The 20,337-nt window shown below is 57.8% G+C and carries 16 protein-coding genes; all 16 read right to left on the bottom strand.

What is annotated here, in order from left to right:
* Positions 1-9 precede the first annotated feature (9 nt).
* Positions 10-1,323 (bottom strand): tRNA lysidine(34) synthetase TilS, encoded by a 1,314-nt coding sequence (gene tilS / locus ABLX76_RS24210; protein WP_348875390.1) that lies wholly within the window; start codon positions 1,321-1,323, stop codon positions 10-12.
* 53 nt (positions 1,324-1,376) lie between these two features.
* Positions 1,377-1,766 carry a VOC family protein gene (locus ABLX76_RS24205; protein ID WP_002889387.1) on the bottom strand — a complete coding sequence of 130 codons (390 nt, stop codon included), beginning with the start codon at positions 1,764-1,766 and terminating at the stop codon, positions 1,377-1,379.
* A gap of 46 nt (positions 1,767-1,812) precedes the next feature.
* Positions 1,813-3,966, bottom strand: coding sequence for a lysine decarboxylase LdcC (locus tag ABLX76_RS24200; RefSeq protein ID WP_004204462.1), 2,154 nt, complete (start codon positions 3,964-3,966; stop codon positions 1,813-1,815).
* A 113-nt stretch (positions 3,967-4,079) separates the two neighbouring features.
* Positions 4,080-5,039, bottom strand: a complete 960-nt coding sequence (gene accA / locus ABLX76_RS24195; RefSeq protein WP_004145855.1) for an acetyl-CoA carboxylase carboxyl transferase subunit alpha — start codon at positions 5,037-5,039, stop codon at positions 4,080-4,082.
* Positions 5,040-5,051: 12 nt separating this feature from the next.
* Complete coding sequence (gene dnaE / locus ABLX76_RS24190) at positions 5,052-8,534, bottom strand: DNA polymerase III subunit alpha (RefSeq protein ID WP_023292051.1); 3,483 nt, start codon at positions 8,532-8,534, stop codon at positions 5,052-5,054.
* A 17-nt stretch (positions 8,535-8,551) separates the two neighbouring features.
* Positions 8,552-9,151, bottom strand: a complete 600-nt coding sequence (gene rnhB, locus ABLX76_RS24185) for a ribonuclease HII (RefSeq protein WP_004204458.1) — start codon at positions 9,149-9,151, stop codon at positions 8,552-8,554.
* Positions 9,148-10,299 carry a lipid-A-disaccharide synthase gene (lpxB, locus tag ABLX76_RS24180; RefSeq protein WP_348875389.1) on the bottom strand — a complete coding sequence of 384 codons (1,152 nt, stop codon included), beginning with the start codon at positions 10,297-10,299 and terminating at the stop codon, positions 9,148-9,150. The genes rnhB and lpxB overlap by 4 nt, the downstream gene beginning before the upstream one ends.
* Entirely contained in the window at positions 10,299-11,087 is a 789-nt protein-coding gene (lpxA, locus tag ABLX76_RS24175; protein WP_261901759.1) for an acyl-ACP--UDP-N-acetylglucosamine O-acyltransferase, read from the bottom strand. Before lpxA ends, lpxB begins: the two co-directional genes overlap by 1 nt.
* 3 nt (positions 11,088-11,090) lie before the next feature.
* On the bottom strand, positions 11,091-11,546 hold the full coding sequence (gene fabZ / locus ABLX76_RS24170; protein WP_004145858.1) for a 3-hydroxyacyl-ACP dehydratase FabZ: 456 nt from the start codon (positions 11,544-11,546) through the stop codon (positions 11,091-11,093).
* 105 nt (positions 11,547-11,651) lie between these two features.
* Complete coding sequence (gene lpxD, locus ABLX76_RS24165; protein WP_032452898.1) at positions 11,652-12,677, bottom strand: UDP-3-O-(3-hydroxymyristoyl)glucosamine N-acyltransferase; 1,026 nt, start codon at positions 12,675-12,677, stop codon at positions 11,652-11,654.
* A gap of 3 nt (positions 12,678-12,680) precedes the next feature.
* Entirely contained in the window at positions 12,681-13,166 is a 486-nt protein-coding gene (gene skp / locus ABLX76_RS24160) for a molecular chaperone Skp (RefSeq protein ID WP_002889325.1), read from the bottom strand.
* 121 nt (positions 13,167-13,287) lie between these two features.
* The gene (gene bamA, locus ABLX76_RS24155; RefSeq protein WP_023292048.1) at positions 13,288-15,717 is read right to left on the bottom strand and encodes an outer membrane protein assembly factor BamA; all 2,430 of its coding nucleotides are present in this window, start codon (positions 15,715-15,717) and stop codon (positions 13,288-13,290) included.
* Between the two features lie 31 nt (positions 15,718-15,748).
* The gene (gene rseP, locus ABLX76_RS24150) at positions 15,749-17,101 is read right to left on the bottom strand and encodes a sigma E protease regulator RseP (protein ID WP_004204451.1); all 1,353 of its coding nucleotides are present in this window, start codon (positions 17,099-17,101) and stop codon (positions 15,749-15,751) included.
* Between the two features lie 11 nt (positions 17,102-17,112).
* Positions 17,113-17,970: a phosphatidate cytidylyltransferase gene (gene cdsA / locus ABLX76_RS24145; protein WP_023292047.1), complete on the bottom strand. Its 858-nt coding sequence runs from the start codon at positions 17,968-17,970 to the stop codon at positions 17,113-17,115.
* A 12-nt stretch (positions 17,971-17,982) separates the two neighbouring features.
* Positions 17,983-18,741 carry a (2E,6E)-farnesyl-diphosphate-specific ditrans,polycis-undecaprenyl-diphosphate synthase gene (gene ispU, locus ABLX76_RS24140; protein WP_032429282.1) on the bottom strand — a complete coding sequence of 253 codons (759 nt, stop codon included), beginning with the start codon at positions 18,739-18,741 and terminating at the stop codon, positions 17,983-17,985.
* A 237-nt stretch (positions 18,742-18,978) separates the two neighbouring features.
* Positions 18,979-20,181: a 1-deoxy-D-xylulose-5-phosphate reductoisomerase gene (gene ispC, locus ABLX76_RS24135; protein WP_044521082.1), complete on the bottom strand. Its 1,203-nt coding sequence runs from the start codon at positions 20,179-20,181 to the stop codon at positions 18,979-18,981.
* Positions 20,182-20,337: the final 156 nt, after the last annotated feature.

Here is a 20,337-nt window from a genome sequence, read left to right as displayed (position 1 = left end):
AAAACGGGCTTAACCGCCCGTTTTCCTCCACGCCAGACTGACCCCTTCCCCGTCTTTGACTTCACCTTCGTTAGTCACAAACAGATCGTCCGCTGCGGCAATCGGCGTTTCGCCGTAAAACAGCAGCGGCGTGGTGTCTCGTCGCCACGGAGCAACGCCCAGCTCCTGCCAGATCTTCTTCAGCTTACGGCCGCCATGACGCCCGACGATATGCAGATGGCCGTTGGCGCGAAAGCGGACGGTGACTGGCTCATCCGCCGGGGGCGGGCGCAGCCTGCCGCCCGGCTGCAGCACCAGCTCACCAAGACCGTCCGCCAGCCGCAGCGGTTGGCGCCAGTCTGTCCAGTGCTGGACGCTGTCCGTCTGCCCGGGTACATATCTCACCCAGTACAAGCGCTGCTGAAAACGGCGGACGGTAAATTCCCCCAACCGCAGGCAGGGGCTGGCATCTTCCCGCGCCAGCGCCACCTCGTGCCAGAGGCGCTCAGGCACCTCGCGGGCCGGCATCGGCGCCTGCTGCCCGGCGAGCCAGCGACGCAGCAACGCCGCGCGGCGGGGAGAACTCATCGACGTCAGCGGCGCGATAGCCAGCGACCAGTCTTCGGCCACCAGCGACGCCAGCTCCGCCGCCAGCATCTCGTCCAGCAGCTGCTCCTGCTCGGCGCACAGGCTGGCGCTGCGGGCGACGGCCTCGCTAAAGTGCGGCCAGCGCTCACGCAGCACCGGGATCACCCGCAGGCGCAGGAAGTTGCGGTCATAGGTATCGTCCTGATTACTCTCATCTTCAATCCACGACAGCTGGTGGGCGAGCGCCCACTGGCGCAGCGATTCCCGGGTTTCATTGAGGAGAGGACGCAGCAGTCGACTGCCGGCAAAGGGAGACGATGGCGCCATCGCCGACAGGCCGGTCGGACCGCTGCCGCGTTTTAACGCCAGCAGCAGCGTTTCACACTGATCGTCCTGGTGCTGAGCGGTCACTAACACTTCGCCGGCGCGGAGCGTCTCCTGAAAGGCCTGATAGCGCGCCGCGCGGGCATGGGCCTCGACGCCCAGGCCGCCCCGGGCTAACGTCACGCGATGCACCGCCAACGGCACCTGCCACTGCTGGCAAATTTGCCGACAATGCGCCACCCAGTCGTCTGCGTGGGCGCTAAGGCCGTGATGAACATGCACCGCCCGCAGCGTCAGAGAGGGATCCTGTTCCCGCAGCAACACCAGCTGATGCAGGAGAACCGTCGAGTCCAGACCGCCGCTGAAGGCCACCAGCAGCTGGCGATGGGGATGAAGCGTATGCGCAATGTTAGCCGTCATAACCACAAACATACCGAGAAGTGATGGCCCGGCACGTTACCGGGCCAGGGTCGCGCTGGCAAGGTTTACTGCTGATATATTTCCAGCGGCAGGTCGTCCGGATCGCTAAAGAAGGTAAAGCGTTTACCGGTAAAGGGATCGACGCGAATCGCTTCGCACTCCACGCCATGCGCCGTCAGGTGCGCCACCGCAGCGTCGATATCATCCACGCTAAAGGCCAGATGACGCAGCCCGCAGGCTTCCGGACGACTGGGTCGGGCCGGCGGAAACGGGAACGAGAACAGCTCAATCACATACTCGCCGTTGAGCGCCAGATCGCCCTTCCAGGAGTCACGTTCGGCGCGATAAAACTCGCTTTGCAGCGTAAACCCCAGAATATCGCAATAGAACGCTTTACTGCGGGCGTAGTCAGTCGCAATGATGGCAATATGGTGAACCCGTTTCAAACCCAGCATGGTCAAACTCCTTCTGTTAAGCCAGCCACGTTACTCGTGCGCGCCGTTAACGCGCAAGCCTTTCGTCATTTTTTAAGACTCGTACCCGATACACGCCGTCCTCATCGCGCTTCGCGCCGTGAATATCGGTCTCAAACCCCGGGTAATGACGTCCTATTGAGCAGAGCATCAGCAGGAAGTCGAGCACCGCCCGGCTCTCCTCCGTGATCATCTCTCCCGGCATCAGCAGCGGTACGCCCGGCGGATAAGGGAGGATCATGTTGGCCGAAATTCGGCCCACCAGGTTCTCCAGTTCAATAGTTTCCACCTCACCCTTGATCTGGCGCTGCCAGGCATGATGCGGCGTCATTTTCATTTCCGGCAGGACGTCAAAGGCGCTGAGCATCAGCTGCGGCAGCTGGTGCTGGCGGATCAAGCGGTGGATCCCCTGCGCCAGATCCTGGATCCGCATGTTGCGGTAGAAGTCGGGATCTTCCGCGTACAGATCCGGCAGCATATTCTTCACCCGCAGATTGAGATCGTAGGCGCGCTTAAATTCGGTCAGGCCGCGCAGCAGACCCATCGCCCGGGTTTTATCGATACCGATGCTAAAGAGGAACAGCAGGTTGTAGGGGCCCGTTTTCTCCACCACCACGCCCCGCTCGTCGAGGAACTTCGCCACCAGCGCCGCCGGGATCCCCTCTTCATCCATATTCCCCTGCTCGTCCATACCCGGCGTCAGAATGGTGACTTTCACCGGATCGAGGTACATATGATCCGCATCGGCATCTTTGAAACCGTGCCAGTCCTCGCCCGGCGCCACCGGCCAGCACTCGGCTTTATCCACCGCTTCCGGCTGCCAGATATCAAAGAACCAGCCGTCCGACTCCTCGCGCAGTCGCTGCACCTCTTTGCGGAAATCCAGCGCCCGCTCAATGGAGCGCTGGATCAGGCGCTTACCGGAGTTACCGCGCAGCATCGCCGCCGCGGTCTCAATCGACGCGACGATGGGATAGCTCGGCGACGTAGAGGTATGCATCATAAAGGCTTCATTAAAGGTCTCTTCATCATAGTTGCCCTTAATGTGGATCAGCGAGGCCTGCGACAGCGCGGCCAGCATCTTATGCGTCGACTGCGTCTCGAAGATGACTTTTCCGGGGATCCGCTCACCGCTCATGCCGCTTTTCCCCTGATATATCGGATGGAAATGTGTATACGGCACCCAGGCGGAATCGAAATGGATCGACGGGACGTCGAGCGTCTCTTTAAGCCAGGTGGTGTTGTAGAGCAGCCCATCGTAGGTGGAGTTGGTGATCACCGCATGCACGGGCCACTGCGCCCCGCCCGTGTCGCGCACTTTCTGCTGAATACTGTCGCGGGTAAACTCGCGCCGGGGGATACCGCCGAGGATCCCTAACGCATTGCGGGTCGGCTTCAGCCACAGGGGAACCACATCGCTCATCATCAGCAGGTGGGCCAGCGATTTGTGACAGTTACGGTCAATCAGCAGGGTACTGCCGGCGGGCGCCGAGTACATACCGACAATTTTATTGGACGTCGAGGTACCGTTGGTCACCATATAGCTTTGCTCGGCGCCAAAGGCGCGAGCGATATACTCCTCCGCCTCCAGATGCGGGCCGGTATGATCCAGCAGGGAGCCCAGCTCGGTGACCGAAATCGAGACATCCGCCTTCAGCGTATTCCCGCCAAAGAAATCATAGAACAGGCAGCCCACCGGGCTTTTCTGATAGGCGCTACCGCCCATATGACCCGGCGTACAGAAGGTATATTTCCCCTCCTGCACATAGTTAAACAGCGCGCGGGTAAATGGCGGGGTGATATTGTCCAGGTACTCGCGGGTATACTGCCCGATGCGGGTGGCGATCTCTTCGGAGAGTCCCAGCGCGTATTCGAAGAACCACAGCGTCATGCGCAGATCCTGACTGCTGACGTCCATCGTCGAGTGGGCGTTAATAAAGGCGTACAGAGGCAGATATTCATTGAGCTGGTTAATATCGCTGCACAGATCGACGCTGTACTCATCCCAGTCGAAGATCACGCCGCAGATGCGCGGGTTGTGCTCGATAAACTGCAGCAGGTCGGCGCTATTTTGCGGCCAGATGGTCTGAAAGCCCTGGCGCTGCAGCGCCGCTTCCAGTTCTTTGATCGGCTCGTCTTTGTGGTAGACGCCGTGAGGCCCCATGATGGCGATGATATTCACGCTTTCCTCCTGGTATTCACCTAAGTCCAGCATCATAGCAATCCCCTGGGCGCATCGCACATAAAAAAAGGGCCGGAAAATCCGGCCCTTAGTGTTTTGCGCTAGCGGAAAACTTAGGCGTAACCGTAGCTCATCAGACGTTGATAGCGGCGGTTCAGCAGCTCTTCTTCGCTGAGAAGATCGAGATCGGCCAGGTCCGCCAGCAGCTGCGCTTTCAGGCTTGCCGCCATCGCTTCCGGGTTGCGGTGGGCGCCGCCCAGCGGTTCCGGAACGATAGAATCGATCAGCTTCAGCTCTTTCAGACGCGGGGCGATAATGCCCATCGCTTCCGCAGCCAGCGGCGCTTTATCCGCGCTCTTCCACAGAATGGAGGCGCAGCCTTCCGGCGAAATCACCGAATAGGTGCTGTACTGCAGCATATTGACCTTGTCGCCCACGCCAATCGCCAGCGCGCCGCCGGAGCCGCCTTCGCCGATCACGGTGCAGATAACCGGCACGCTCAGACGCGACATCTCACGCAGGTTGCGGGCAATCGCTTCCGACTGGCCGCGCTCTTCCGCGCCGACGCCCGGGTAGGCGCCCGGGGTGTCGATAAAGGTGATGATCGGCATTTTAAACCGCTCAGCCATCTCCATCAGGCGCAGCGCTTTGCGGTAGCCTTCCGGGGCCGGCATACCAAAGTTGCGACGAATTTTTTCTTTGGTTTCGCGACCTTTCTGGTGGCCGATGATCATCACCGGACGACCGTCAAGACGCGCGATACCGCCGACAATCGCTTTATCGTCAGCGAAGGCGCGGTCACCGGCCAGTTCGTCAAATTCGTCGAACGCCAGGCGGACATAATCCAGGGTGTAAGGACGGCGCGGATGGCGCGCCAGTTGCGCAACCTGCCATGCACCGAGATCGGCGAAGATTTTGCGCGTCAGCTCTACGCTTTTCTCGCGCAGACGATGCACCTCTTCGTCGATGTTAATATCCAGTTTCTCATCCTGACGGCTTACCGCAGTCAGGGAATCGATTTTCGCTTCCAGCTCTGCAATCGGCTGTTCAAAATCTAGGAAATTCAGACTCATAGTATTCCTGTATTAGTCAAACTCCAGTTCCACCTGCTCCGAGCCGATAAGGCCACGCAGATCGTTGAGTAAACGATCGCTCGGAGAGACGCGCCATGTTGCGCCGAAACGCAACCGCGCGCGTGCATCCGCCCTCTGATAGTAGAGGTGCACTGGAATGGTTCCCGAACGGTGGGGTTCCAGAGACTGACGGAGTCGGTTTAAAAGCTGGTCATCAATTTGCCTGTCCGTCAGCGAGATAGCAAGCCCGCGAGCATATTTTTCCCGGGCTTCGTCAATGTCCATGACTTCACGGGCGGTCATTTTAAGCCCCCCGCTAAAGTCATCAAAGCTGACCTGTCCGCTGACGATAAGTATGCGGTCTTTTTCCAGCAACTGCTGATATTTATCCAGCGCGTCGGTGAATAACATCACTTCCAGCCGCCCGGAACGGTCATCCAGGGTACAGATGCCGATACGATTGCCGCGCTTGGTGACCATTACCCGCGCCGCAATCACCAGCCCCGCCGCCGTGGTCACTTTTCCACGATCGGTCGGATGCATGTCTTTGAGCCTCACGCCGCCGACGTAGCGCTCAATCTCTTTCAAATACTGGTTAATCGGGTGCCCGGTCAGGTACAGCCCCAGGGTCTCCCTTTCACCATCCAGCACCACCTGCTCAGGCCACGGCTGGCAGCTGGCGTAGGACTGTTCAATCTGCTCAGGCTCTTCCGCCAGTACACCGAACATATCGGCCTGGCCGATGGCCTCGGCTTTGGCGTGCTGATCGGCGGCTTTCAGCGCATCGCCCAGTGAATTCATCAGCGCCGCGCGATGCGGACCGAGACGATCGAACGCCCCGGACATAATCAGTTTTTCCAGCACCCGACGGTTGAGCTTTTTAATATCGGTCCGCGCGCAGAGGTCGAACAGCTCGCGGAAATAACCGCCGTTGTTGCGCGCCTCGATGATCGCTTCGATCGGCCCTTCGCCGACGCCCTTGATGGCGCCGATACCGTAGACGATCTCGCCGTCGTCGTTGACGTGGAAATGGTACAGGCCGGAGTTAATATCCGGGGGCAAAATTTTCAGCCCCATACGCCAGCACTCGTCCACCAGGCCAACGACCTTCTCGGTGTTGTCCATATCGGCGGTCATTACCGCCGCCATAAACTCAGCCGGATAGTGCGCCTTAAGCCACAGCGTCTGGTAAGAAACCAGCGCGTATGCGGCGGAGTGCGATTTGTTAAACCCGTAACCGGCGAATTTCTCCACCAGGTCGAAGATTTTCATCGCCAGCTCGCCATCAACGCCGTTTTTCTTCGCCCCATCCTCAAAGATAGAACGCTGCTTGGCCATCTCCTCCGGCTTTTTCTTACCCATCGCACGACGCAGCATATCCGCGCCGCCGAGGGTATATCCGGACAGTACCTGGGCAATCTGCATGACCTGTTCCTGGTACAGGATGATGCCGTAGGTCGGCTCCAGCACCGGTTTCAGGCTTTCATGCTGCCACTGTACGTCCGGATACGAGATCTCTTCGCGGCCGTGCTTACGGTCGATAAAGTTATCTACCATCCCCGACTGCAGCGGGCCCGGGCGGAAGAGGGCCACCAGCGCGATCATATCTTCGAAGCAGTCCGGCTGCAGGCGTTTAATCAGATCTTTCATGCCGCGCGATTCAAGCTGGAAGACCGCGGTGGTTTCCGAGCGCTGCAGCATGTCGAAGCTTTTCTTGTCATCCAGCGGGATGGCGGCGATATCCAGCGGCCCTTCGCCGTTCTTCTCACGGCGCTTGTTAATCATCTCCAGCGCCCAGTTAATGATAGTGAGCGTACGCAGGCCGAGGAAGTCGAATTTCACCAGCCCGGCGTATTCCACGTCGTTCTTGTCAAACTGGGTAACCGGATGCAGCCCCTGCTCATCGCAATACAGCGGGGCGAAGTCGGTGATTTTGGTCGGCGCGATAACCACGCCGCCCGCATGCTTACCGGCGTTTCGCGTCACCCCTTCCAGCTTACGCGCCATGTCGATCAGCGCTTTCACTTCTTCGTCCGCCTCGTAGATCTCCGGCAGCTGCGGCTCGGCCTCAAAGGCTTTCGCCAGCGTCATGCCCGGATCGGGCGGCACCAGCTTGGAGATGCGGTCGACAAAGCCGTACGGGTGACCCAGCACGCGGCCCACGTCGCGGATGACCGCCTTCGCCGCCATGGTACCGAAGGTGATGATCTGCGATACCGCGTCGCGGCCATACATATCCGCCACGTGCTCGATAACCTGGTCGCGTTTCTCCATGCAGAAGTCGACGTCGAAGTCGGGCATCGAAACACGTTCCGGGTTGAGGAAACGTTCGAACAGCAGGTCGAATTCCAGCGGGTCAAGATCGGTGATCTTCAGCGCGTAGGCCACCAGCGAGCCGGCGCCGGAACCGCGGCCCGGGCCGACCGGCACGCCGTTATCCTTCGACCACTGGATAAACTCCATCACGATCAGGAAGTAGCCGGGGAAGCCCATCTGGTTGATCACCTGCAGCTCGATATCCAGACGCTCGTCGTATTCCGGCCGGCGCTTCGCGCGCACTTCCGGATCCGGGAAGAGGAATTCCAGCCGCTCTTCCAGACCCTCTTTCGATTTCATCACCAGGAAATCTTCCGTGGTCATATCGCCGGTCGGGAACTGCGGCAGGAAATATTCGCCAAGCCGCACGGTGACGTTGCAGCGTTTGGCGATCTCGACGCTGTTTGCCAGCGCTTCCGGAATATCGGCGAACAGCTCGCACATCTCCTCCTCGCTGCGCATATATTGCTGTGGCGAGTAGTTGCGCGGCCGTTTCGGGTCGTCGAGGGTGAAGCCGTCGTGAATAGCGACGCGGATTTCATGGGCGTCAAAGTCGCCAGTGTCGAGGAAGCGGACATCGTTGGTCGCCACTACCGGCAGACCACGCGCTTCCGCCAGCGCCACGGCGGCATGGAGATAACTCTCTTCATCCTGACGACCGGTGCGGATCAGTTCCAGAAAATAGCGATCCGGGAAATGCTCTTCATAGAAGGAGACGCACTGCTCAACCAGCGGCATGTTGCCGCGGATCAGGCTGACGCCGACGTCGCCTTTACGGCCGCCGGAGAGCAGAATCAGCCCTTCCTGATGTTCCACCAGCCAGTCGCGATCGATCCACGGCCCCAGGGCGCCGTAGCCGCGCTGATAGGCGCGGGAAATCAGCAGAGTCAGGTTCTGGTAGCCGGTGTTGTTCGCCGCCAGCACGGTCAGCTCGGTAAATTCGTCGCCGAGCAGGTCGCACTGCACGTGGAAATCGGCGCCGACAATCGGCTTAATCCCCGCGCCGTGTCCCGTCCCGTAGAACTTCACCAGCCCGCAGAGGTTGGTGAAATCGGTGATCGCCAGCGCTGGCATGCCAAGCGAGGCCGCCTTCTTGACCAGCGGCCCGGTCTTTGCCAGCCCATCGATCATGGAATAGTCGCTGTGCACCCGCAGGTGTACGAAACGTGGTTCAGCCATCTTTAGATCCCGGTGACTTAGTTGGACGCCAGGCCCAGGGCACGCTTCACCGGGCCGAAACTGCGCCGGTGATGCTCTGTTGCGCCGTGTTCCTGCAGCTTCTGCAGGTGTACAGCGGTGGGATAGCCTTTATGCTGGGCAAATCCGTAGTGGGGAAATGCGAGGTCCAGCGTGGCCATTTCGGCGTCACGAGTGACTTTTGCCAGAATAGACGCTGCGCTGATTTCTGCTACCCGGCTGTCGCCTTTCACCACCGCCAGGGAGGGCATCGGTAGCGACGGACAGCGGTTGCCATCGATCAGGACAAACTCGGGCACAATGCTCAGGCCGGCGACGGCGCGCTGCATCGCCAGCATAGTGGCATGCAGGATATTCAGCTCATCGATCTCATGCGGCTCGGCGCGCCCAAGGCTCCAGCACAGCGCTTTCTCTTTAATCTCATCGAAGAGCGCCAGTCGACGCTTCTCGCTGAGTTTTTTGGAATCATTCAGACCCACAATCGGCTTCGCCGGATCGAGGATCACCGCCGCGGTCACCACCGCGCCAACCAGGGGGCCACGCCCGACCTCATCGACGCCGGCAACCAGATGGGTATGCGGATAGACGAACTCCATCATTGTTTTGCTAACTCCAGTACGGCATACGCCGCCTGCTCATCGGCGTTGCAGCGGATCTGCTGATGCAGCGCGCGGAATGTCTCATGCATCTCATGGCTGGTTTTGCCATCGGCCAGCAGCGGCTGCAGGGCGGCAGCCAGCGCCTGCGGCTCGCACTCATCCTGCAGCAGCTCTTTAACCAGCTCGCGCCCGGCCAGCAGGTTCGGCAACGAGACGTAGTCGGTTTTAACCAACCGCTTCGCCAGCCAGAAGGTGAACGGCTTCATGCGATAGCCAACCACCATCGGGCATTTCGCCAGCATACACTCCAGCGCCGCCGTCCCGGAGGCCAGCAGCGCGGCGTCACTGGCGATCATCGCATCGCGCGCCTGGCCGTCCAGCATATGCACGATCATATCCGGCGCCGTCTCAGCTTTAATTCGCTCAAACTGCTCCCGCCGTTTAGCATTAACCAGCGGCACCACCACCTGCAGATCGGGATAGGTAGCCCGCAGAAGCTGCGCGGTTTTCAGGAAGTCCGCGCTGAGCATTTCGACTTCCGCGCCGCGGCTACCGGGCAACAGCGCCAGGCAACGCACGTCGTGCGGGATACCTAACCGGTCGCGCGCGGCGCCTTTGTCAGGATCCAGCGGCATCGCATCCGCCATGGTATGGCCGATAAAGCGGCAGGGAACGTTAAATTTGTCATAAAACGCTTTTTCGAAAGGCAGAAAGGCCAGCACCAGATCGGTGGATCTGCCGATTTTGAAAACGCGTTTTTGTCGCCAGGCCCAAACCGATGGGCTGACGTAGTGAATGGTTTTGATGCCCTGCTTTTTCAGATTCCCTTCGAGGGTAATATTGAAGTCAGGGGCGTCGATACCGACGAAAACATCGGGACGCAGCTCCCCGAAGCGGCGGGTCAAATCGGCGCGAATATGGAGTAAGCGACGCAGGCGACCGAGCACTTCAACAATACCCATCACCGCCAGCTCTTCCATTTCGTACCAGGCTTCACACCCTTCCGCCTGCATCAGCGGTCCCGCCACGCCGACAAAGCGCGCATTCGGGATGCGTGCTTTGAGGGCGCGGATGAGGCCGGCGCCAAGAATATCGCCGGAGGTTTCTCCGGCGACCAGGGCAATCGTCAGGGGACGCTGTTCAGCCATTAACGAATCAAGCCGCGGGTAGAGCGGGCGAAGAAATCGACAAACGGCTGAACTTCAGGATGCTGAGTCGCCAGTTCGGCGATCTCCGGCTTGGCTTCTTCCAGCGTCTTGCCGCTGCGGTACAGCAGTTTATACGCGTTGCGGATCGCGGTAATCGCTTCCCGGCTGAAGCCGCGGCGTTTCAGGCCTTCGATGTTGACGCCGAACGGCGTCGCATGGTTGCCCTGGGCAATCACGAACGGCGGAACGTCCTGCGCTACGCCGGAGCAGCCGCCAACCATAACGTGTGAGCCAATGACGCAGAACTGGTGCACCGCAGTCATGCCGCCGATAATGACATAATCATCCAGCGAAACATGGCCCGCGAGCGTCGCGTTATTGGCCAGGATGCAGCGATCGCCAAGCGTACAATCGTGCGCCACGTGGGCGTTGATCATCAGCAGGTTATCGTTGCCCACCTTTGTTAATCCACCGCCCTGTACTGTGCCGCGATGAATGGTGACGCTTTCGCGAATGCGGTTGCGATCGCCAATTTCCACCCGGGTTGGTTCGCCAGCATATTTCAGATCCTGGTTAACTTCGCCGATGGAAGCGAACTGATAGATCTCGTTGTCACGGCCGATTTTGGTGTGGCCGTTAACGACAACGTGAGACTTCAGTACGGTGCCTTCGCCGATTTCGACGTTGGTGCCAACAATACAAAACGGACCAATGTGGACGTTAGCGCCAATCACGGCGCCTTCTTCAACAATGGCGGTAGGATGAACAAAAGCGGTTTTATCAATCACGTATCAGGCCTCCCGGCTACGCGCACACATCATCGTCGCTTCGCAAACCACTTTACCGTCAACCAGCGCAACGCCTTTAAAACGGGTCAGGCCGCGGCGGGTTTTCTCGAAAGTGACTTCCATAATCATCTGATCGCCTGGTACTACCGGGCGTTTGAAACGTGCTTCATCGATACCCGCGAAGTAATACAGCTCGCCTGGTTCCAGTTTTCCAACGCTTTTGAATGCCAGAATCCCGGTGGCCTGCGCCATTGCTTCCAGAATCAGGACGCCCGGCAAAATCGGCTTACCAGGGAAATGCCCCTGGAAAAACGGCTCGTTTACAGAAACATTTTTTACTGCGCGCAGAAAACGACCTTCTTCAAAATCCAGCACTCGGTCTACCAGCAGGAACGGGTAACGGTGAGGCAGAAGTTCCAGAATCTCTTCAATGTGCAGAGTATGAGTGTCAGTAGTCAAAATACTCTTCCTGTCTAAATGTACTAAAAGGCAATAATAACACGGCCTGCGGCAATCTTTTAGCGAATGCAACAGGCCGGAAATGTCATGTGACCAAATGATGAATTAGTCTTGTTGATTAACCTTGCGCTCAATCGCTTTCAGGCGCTTGCTCATCTCGTCAATATTCATCACCAGCGCAGCGGTTTTACGCCACGCCTTGTTCGGCTGCAGCGGAATACCGGAGGAGTATACGCCAGGTTCGCTGATAGGACGCATCACCATCCCCATCCCCGTGACGGTGACCTTATCGCAGATTTCCATATGGCCGTTAATCACGCTGGCGCCGCCAATCATGCAGTAGCGGCCGATTTTCAGGCTGCCTGCCATGATGACACCGCCGGCAACCGCGGTATTGTCGCCAATCACCACGTTATGCGCAATCTGGCACTGGTTATCAATGATAACCCCGTTGCCAATCACGGTATCGTCCAGTGCGCCGCGGTCAATTGTGGTGCAGGCGCCGATCTCCACGCGATCGCCAATAATGACGCGACCCAGCTGCGGGATCTTCACCCAGTTGCCGCGATCGTTGGCGTAGCCGAAGCCATCCGCGCCGATCACCGTGCTGGACTGGATCAGGCAATTCTCGCCGATCTCAATCTCATGGTAAACGGTCACATTGGCCCACAAACGCGAGCCGGCGCCTATTTTCGTATTTTTCCCAACGAAGCAGCCTGCGCCGATGACCACGTTATCGCCCAGCTCTACCCCGGATTCGATAACGGCGTTGGCGCCGATGGCAACGTTGCTACCCAGCTTCGCCGTCGGATCGATAACCGCGCTCGGCGCGATATCCTGTGCCGGCTGCGGCGTGGTATCCAGAATTTGAGCCATGCGCGCGTAGGTCAGGTAGGGATTACGCACTACCAGCGCGGCGCTATGGGCAAAAGGCAAATCATCCTGCGTCATCACAACGGCAGAAGCCTGGCAAGCGGCCAGGTGTTCACGGTACTTAGGGTTGACCATGAAAGTGATTTGGCCCGTTTTCGCGCTCTGCATGGACGCAACGCCGGTGATGACGATATCGCCATCACCGTGTAATTCTGCATCCAACTGCTGCGCAAGATCAGCCAGTCGAATTGAAGGCATTACTTATTTAACCTGTTTCAGCACATCAGCGGTGATGTCTTTTACATCGCTGCTGTTGTATGCAACGGCATTCGCGTCAACCACCAGATCGATGCTCTGATCTTTCGCTACGCTCTGTACGGCAGTCTGGATACGGGTCACCAGTTTGCCACGCTCTTCGTTGGAACGACGAGCGCGATCCTGTTCAAACGCCTGCGCTTTCTGGGAGAAGGTCTGGCGCTGAGCCATCACGTCTTTTTCCAGTTTGGTACGATCGGCGCCCGGCTTCATGGACTGCAGACGCTGCATTTTAGACTGCAGGTCGCCTTCCATACGCTGCAGTTCGCTAGCGCGGCCTTTGAACTCGTTTTCCAGCGTGTTGGAAACGCCAGTTTTCTGGGCAACCTGTTGGAACAGGCTGTTCATGTTCACCAGGGCAATTTTATCTGCCGCCTGAGCGGAAGTTACCATTGCCAAACCCAGACCTGCAGCTAATAACCACTTTTTCACAATAAACTCCTTACCATCCCATGAGTACCCAGGGGTACCGTTATTTGCGTGGCGAGGCGATAAACGCGTTATCGCCTACGGTCAGCGCTATACTGCACTTGCATTCCATTGCCGCCAACAATTACCAGGTTTTACCAATGTTAAACTGGAACTGTTCGGCTTTGTCTCCATCGTACTTTTTGAACGGTTGGGCGTAGGAGAAGACCAACGGCCCCAACGGCGACATCCACTGCACGGCAATACCCGCAGACATACGGATGTTGCTCGGATCGCTGTAATCCGGATAACCGCCATACGCGCTCGAATCCCAGTGAGTATCCCATACGGTACCCATATCCCAGAAGAAGGAAGTCCGGACCGAGTTCGCATATTTGTCACTAATGAACGGCGTCGGGGTAATCAGCTCCAGGCTGGCCACCGCCATCGCGTTACCGCCCACCGCATCATCGGATTTACACGGTGCGGATTCGGTGCTCTTACATTCATTATCGTAGCTGTCATCATCGTCATGACGGCTGCTTGCCGGGAAATACACTGCCTTCGGACCAATGGTGTTCGACTGGAAGCCACGCACGGTGCTGGAGCCACCGGCATAGAAGTTCTCATAGAACGGCATCTCTTTGCCGCCGATACCATCGCCATAGCCAAAGCGGGTACGACCCAGCACCACCCATTCATGATCGTTGTCGATCGGCACATAGGTGGCGGTATCCAACGTCGCTTTGTAGTATTCGTTGTCCGAACCCGGAATGGTCACTTTACCGTTCAGGTTGACGCGCGAACCTTCCGTTGGGAAGAAGCCGCGGTCAAGCTTGTTATAGGTCCAACCGTAGTTGAAGGTGAAGTCATTCGCACTGAACGAGTTCCGGTCGTTGGTGTTGTCCGGATACTGGCCCATCGAGTTCAGGTAACGCCACATCGCCACCTGCGGCTGCATATTGGACAGGGAGTTATGCACATACCCGACGCCGGCGCGCAGCGTGTTGTATTCGTTGACCGGGAAGCCCAGCGTGATGTCTGTACCATAGCTTTTGTTGGTATAGTCAGACAGATCCGCATCGTTCGCATCAAAGTCATTATAGAAGACACGGCCGCCGAGGCTCACACCGTCTACGGTGAAGTACGGGTTGGTCACCGACAGCTCGGTATAGGTTTGGTAGTCGTTTTTGGTGCCGTTGATCCCGACAGCATAGCCAGTACCTAACCAGTTATCCTGCTGAACGCCCGCCTGGAAGCTGACGCCGCTCTCGGTACCGTAACCGATACCGAAGTTGAAGCTACCGGTGTTACGCTCTTTCACCTTGTAGACTACATCGACCTGGTCCGGGCTGCCCGGGACGCGCTGGGTATCGGTATCGACCGTTTCGAAGAAGCCTAAACGGTTGAGACGGTCTTTACCCTGATCGACGAGGTCGCTGCCCAGCCACGCGCCTTCCATCTGGCGCATTTCGCGGCGCAGAACGGCATCTTTGGAGGTGTCGTTGCCTTCGAAGCGAATTTTACGCACGTAATAGCGGTTGCCCGCGTCGACGTTGACGTGCAGCTTAACGGTTTTATCGCTGTCGTTGATCTCCGGCTGCGACTGCACGCGCGGGTAGGCGTAACCATAACGACCCAACAGTTTCTTGATGTCGTTTTCCATCTTGGTCACTTTCGCGCCGTTATACAGTTCACCCGGCTCGACTTTGGTCAGCGCTTCGATTTCCGCGGAATGGCCGGCGAGGTTGCCCGTCACCTGCACCCCGGAAAACTTGTACTGATCGCCTTCGGTGATGTTGACGGTGATGTAGATCCCTTTCTTATCCGGCGTCAGGCTGACCTGGGTAGAATCGATGTTGAAACGGGCATAGCCGCGATCCAGGTAGTAGCTGCGCAGGGTTTCAAGGTCGCCCGCCAGCTTCTGCTTCTGGTATTTACGGTCGCCGACCACGTTCCACCACGGCACTTCATCGCGCAGCTGGAAGTGGGAGATCAGCTCATCAGTCGAAAACGCATGGTTGCCGACGATGTTGATCTGCTGAATTTTAGCGGAGACGCCTTCCTGGAAGACCAGTTTCAGGTCGACACGGTTTCGCGGCAGCGGAGTAACCACCGCTTTGACGCTGGCGCTGTATTTACCGACGCTGTAGTAGAAATCCTCGAGACCCTTCTCGATGTCCGCGATGGTCGTGCGGTCAAGCGACTCGCCCACCCGAACGCCAGAGGCCTCAAGGTTCTGCTTGAGCATGTCATCTTTCACCGACTTGTTGCCGGAGAAGGTGATGCTGGCGATCGTCGGACGCTCTTTCACCTGCACCAGCAGGGTATCACCATCGCGCAGGACGCGGACGTCCTCGAAGTTGCCAGTGGCAAACAGCGCGCGAATAGTGTTACTGATATCATCGTCGGTCACCGTATCGCCAGGACGCACTGGCATACTGAGGAGGGCCGCACCAACAGCGACACGCTGCAAGCCTTCGAAATGAATGTCCTTCACCACGAACCCTTCAGCACCGTATACAGTCGCGCTGCTAAACAGCAGCGACGCTATGAGCAACTTTTTCATCGCCATCGTTATTATGCGTTCTTCCTAACAAACTCTCTTATAACCGAGAGAAATCATTGAAAAGTGCAAGCCCCATTAACAGCACCAGCAGTATTGAGCCAATGCGATAACTAAAGTCTTGAACTCGCTCGGATACCGGCCCGCCCTTCAGCTTTTCAATCGCCAAAAACAGCAGATGTCCCCCATCCAGTACGGGTAGTGGGAACAGGTTGATGATTCCGAGGTTCACGCTAATCAGCGCAAGGAACATCAGATAATAAATCAACCCAAACTCCGCTGACATTCCAGCCCCCTGAGCGATAGAGATCGGCCCACTGAGGTTGTTCAGTTTGACATCACCGGTTATCAATTTACCCAGCATCCTGACCGTCAGCGACATCAGCTGCCAGGTTTTATCCGTGGCTTCAGCGATGGCGGCAAACGGTCCGTACTGACGTACTGTCTTGTATTCTTCAGGCAGCGGGATGACCTTTGGCACCACCCCTGCGAACCCTTCTGCCTTACCTTTCACCGTTTTTGCATCCGGCGTCAGGGTTAACGGCAGCGCACTCCCCTGCCGTTCAATCTCCAGCGCCAGCGCTTTGCCCGGATTATCGCGCACCAGATTAACAAACGTCATCCACTGCGTTAACGGTTGTCCATCGACTTTAACGATCCGGTCGCCCGCTTGCAAACCTGCTTTCTGAGCTGCCGAGCCCGCCTGGACTTCCGCCAGCACCGTATCAATCTGCGCGCTGCGCGGCTGGATCCCTAGCGACGTCACGGGATCTTGCTTGTCTGGCTCAAACGCCCAGTGCCGCAGATCGACGATTTTATCCTGGCGCTGATTGGTCCCGAAAGGGGCGACGGTAAGTATTGTTTGCGGGTTGCCGATTTTGGCCACCAGCTGCAGACGCACCGCATCCCAATCAGGCGTTTCGATACCATCTATCGCTTTAAGTTCCGTGCCTTTTGCAATTTGTGCTTGCGCGGCAACCGAATTGGGGGTTATTTCACCCACTACCGGGCGAACTCCAGGAACGCCGATGATGAAGACCAACCAGTAGGCAAAGATAGCGAAAAGGAAGTTAGCGATGGGACCGGCGGCAATCACCGCCGCACGCTGGCCGACGGTTTTATTATTGAAAGCGTAGTGGCGCATCTCCGGCGCCACCGCTTCAACACGCTCATCCAGCATCTTGACATAGCCGCCCAGCGGGATCAGGGCAATGACGAACTCCGTACCCTGCTTATCCATCCGCCGCCATAGCGCTTTGCCGAAGCCGATAGAAAAACGCTCAACCCGGATACCGCAGCGGCGCGCTACCCAAAAATGGCCAAACTCATGCACCGTAATCAGTACGCCAAGCGCAATGATAAAAGCTGCCAGATTCCAGAGCACGCTCAGCATATAACCTTCCGTCAAATCGTCCTGAAGACCAACAGTAGCAGACAGGCGAAGACCGGCACCGCCGCCGTCAGGCTGTCGATACGATCGAGAATACCGCCATGTCCGGGAATCAAGTGCCCGCTATCCTTAATGCCGGCCTCGCGCTTAAACATACTTTCCGTCAGATCGCCCAGCACCGAAGCCAGGGCTGCCACCACCGAACAGACCAGCAGCACCGTTGGCGTAACGTCAAGATGGGCCCACACCCCGTAGGCCCAGGAGATCACCGCCGCGGTCAGCAAACCGCCAAAAAAGCCCTGCCAGGTTTTCCCCGGCGAGACCTTCGGCGCCAGCTTGTGCTTGCCAAACATTTTGCCAAACATATAGGCGCCGGAGTCCGCGCCCCAGACCAGAATCATCACATACAGGAGCCACAGCGCGCCGCTGTAATGGTTATCGGTATAGTGCCAGGCGCGCAGCGCCAGCATGCCCCAGAAAAACGGGACGATGGTCAGGATACCGAAGATAAGGCGCAGCACTTTCGAGTGCCGCCAGAATGCCGCCGACGCCGGATAAGAGAGCACCAGCAGCAGCGCGACGATCCACCAGGCGAAAGAGGCCCACAGCGAGCCTTCAACCATCGGTTGATGAACGTCATAATGGTATTCCGGCAGCAAAAACAGCATCGCCGCCAGCAGAAGGCCGCACAACACCGCCAGCCAGACCCGCTGCGACGTCGAGGTGAAACCGCTCAGTTGCCCCCACTCCCACGCGGCGAGCATGCAGACCACCAGGGTCACGATAGCAAACCCCATCGGCGGCAATAAAAACAGCGCCGCAATGACGACGGGGATTAAGACGAAAGCAGATATCAGGCGATACTTCAGCAAAAGTGACCCCCATCAGGCATGACTGCCACCCGGCTCAGTGCCGCCGAAACGACGCTCTCGATTAACAAAGGCATGGAGTGCACCTTCAAAGTCCTGTTCAGCAAAATCGGGCCAAAGAACATCCGTAAAGTAAAGTTCGGCATAGGCAATTTGCCAAATCAGAAAATTACTTATTCGGTGCTCTCCCCCGGTCCTAATAACTAAATCTACGGGAGCCAGTTCATGCATGCAGACCTGCTGACTCAGCATGTCTTCCGTGATCTGCTCAGGCAGCAGCGTCCCGTCCTGTACCTGTTTCGCCAGAAAACGAACGCCCTGGGTAATATCCCAGCGACCGCCGTAATTGGCCGCAATATTCAGCGTTAAGCCGGTATTGTTCGCGGTCAGCGCTTCCGCTTTGCGGATACGCTCCTGCAGGCGCGCATTGAAGCGCGTGGTGTCGCCAATAATCCGCAAACGCACATTGTGTCGGTGCAGGCTTTTGACTTCGCTATCCAGCGCCCAGACGAACAGCTCCATCAGCGCACTGACTTCCTGAGCCGGACGGTTCCAGTTTTCGCTGCTGAATGCGTATAACGTTAACGCCTCAATTCCATTATTCGCCGCGAAAGAGACCGCGCGACGCACGGATTTCGCACCGGCCTTGTGCCCGAAAGCGCGAATTTTACCTTGCCGTTTCGCCCAACGGCCGTTGCCATCCATAATAATGGCGACATGACGGCAGCCATGTGTAGGCGATATTTCGCTGACAGTTTGATTAGCAGACAACATCACGCGTTTTAAGTCCATAATAAGGATTAACTAGCCACCAAACAGAGGCCACCGGGCCGCGCTGGATACGCATTTTTATCCGGTGCCGGGGCTGCAGCCAATCGCAGAGAACAACCAAAAGCTTTACGCAAAAAAGCCGTGTTTTGCCACGGCCACCGTAATCTTCAACAACAAAATGCAACGATCGGGTGGCGCAGACTATATCACTGAAGCTTTGCGCCCACAAATATCACCGCGTTACGCCTGGGTGACCAACCGCTTCAGCTGTTGATGAGCAACCGCGCGGGCCTCAGCGTCGATAACCAGAACGTCATCAATGCTTTGCGGCTCCAGCAGGTTCATCTTATCCAGCACCGCCAGGTTAACCGCCGCAATATCGGTAAAGCGGATATCGCCCTGCAGAAACGCGGCAACCGACTCTTCATTGGCCGCATTCAGCGTGGTGGTCGCCGCCTGGCCGACGTCAAACGCCTCCATCGCCAGCTTCAGGCACGGATACCGCGTATAGTCTGGCGCGGAGAAGCTCAGATTGCTCAGCTGACAGAAGTCCAGCGGCTTAGCCCCGGAGTTCAGCCGCTGCGGCCAGCCCATGGTATGGGCGATCGGCGTGCGCATATCCGGTTCCCCAAGCTGCGCCAGCACGCTGCCGTCCTGATAGCGAACCATCGAGTGGATCACCGACTGCGGATGGATAAGGACCTCCATCTGCCGGGCCGAGGCGTTAAACAGCCAGCGCGCTTCAATATATTCCAGACCTTTGTTCATCATCGTGGCGGAGTCGACGGAGATCTTGCGTCCCATCGACCAGTTGGGATGACGGCAGGCCTGATCCGGCGTCATCGCCGCAAGTTCAGCTACCGCTGTCTCGCGGAAAGGCCCGCCCGAGCCGGTCAGCAGAATGGACGAAACGCCGTTCTGCGCCAGGTCAGCGTATCCCAGATGCTGCTGAATTGTCTCCGGCATACTCTGAAAAATCGCGTTATGTTCGCTATCGACCGGCAGCAATCGCGCCCCCGACCGTTGAACCGCCTCCATGAACAAGCGACCGCAGGTCACCAGCGACTCTTTATTCGCTAACAACACCGTTTTTCCGGCGCGGATCGCCGCCAGCGTCGGCACCAGACCCGCCGCGCCGACGATAGCCGCCATCACCTGATCGACCTCCTCCAGCGCCGCGACCTCTGCCGCCGCCTGCTGGCCGCTCAGCACCTCGGTACGGCAGCCATGTTCCTGCAGACGGGTGCGCAACCGCTCAGCGCTTTGCGCATCGTCCATCACGGCGTAACGGGGGGTAAATTCAAGGCATTGTTCAACCATACGGTCAACGTTTTTCCCCGCGACCAGCGCGGCGACGGAAAAGCGACCGGGATTATGGCGTACCACGTCCAGCGTGCTACAGCCAATGGAGCCGGTCGAACCGAGAACGGTTAATTGCTTCATGAGACGTCCAGAAGAGTGGAAACAGAATAAAAAGCAAAACGCCGCCAGCAAGCCCCTACGCAGCAATTATCAGGGATAAGACGGCGGCATCAGGCCTTCAACTTAGCGCTAAAGGCTACAAGGCCAGCGGTCGCAACGCAATCCCGAGAATTGAGC

This window comes from Klebsiella sp. JB_Kp004 (assembly GCF_040065795.1).
Taxonomy (GTDB): domain Bacteria; phylum Pseudomonadota; class Gammaproteobacteria; order Enterobacterales; family Enterobacteriaceae; genus Klebsiella; species Klebsiella quasipneumoniae.
The sequence above is the reverse complement of the archived record's forward strand: the minus strand, read 5'-3'. Positions and strand labels throughout refer to the sequence as shown.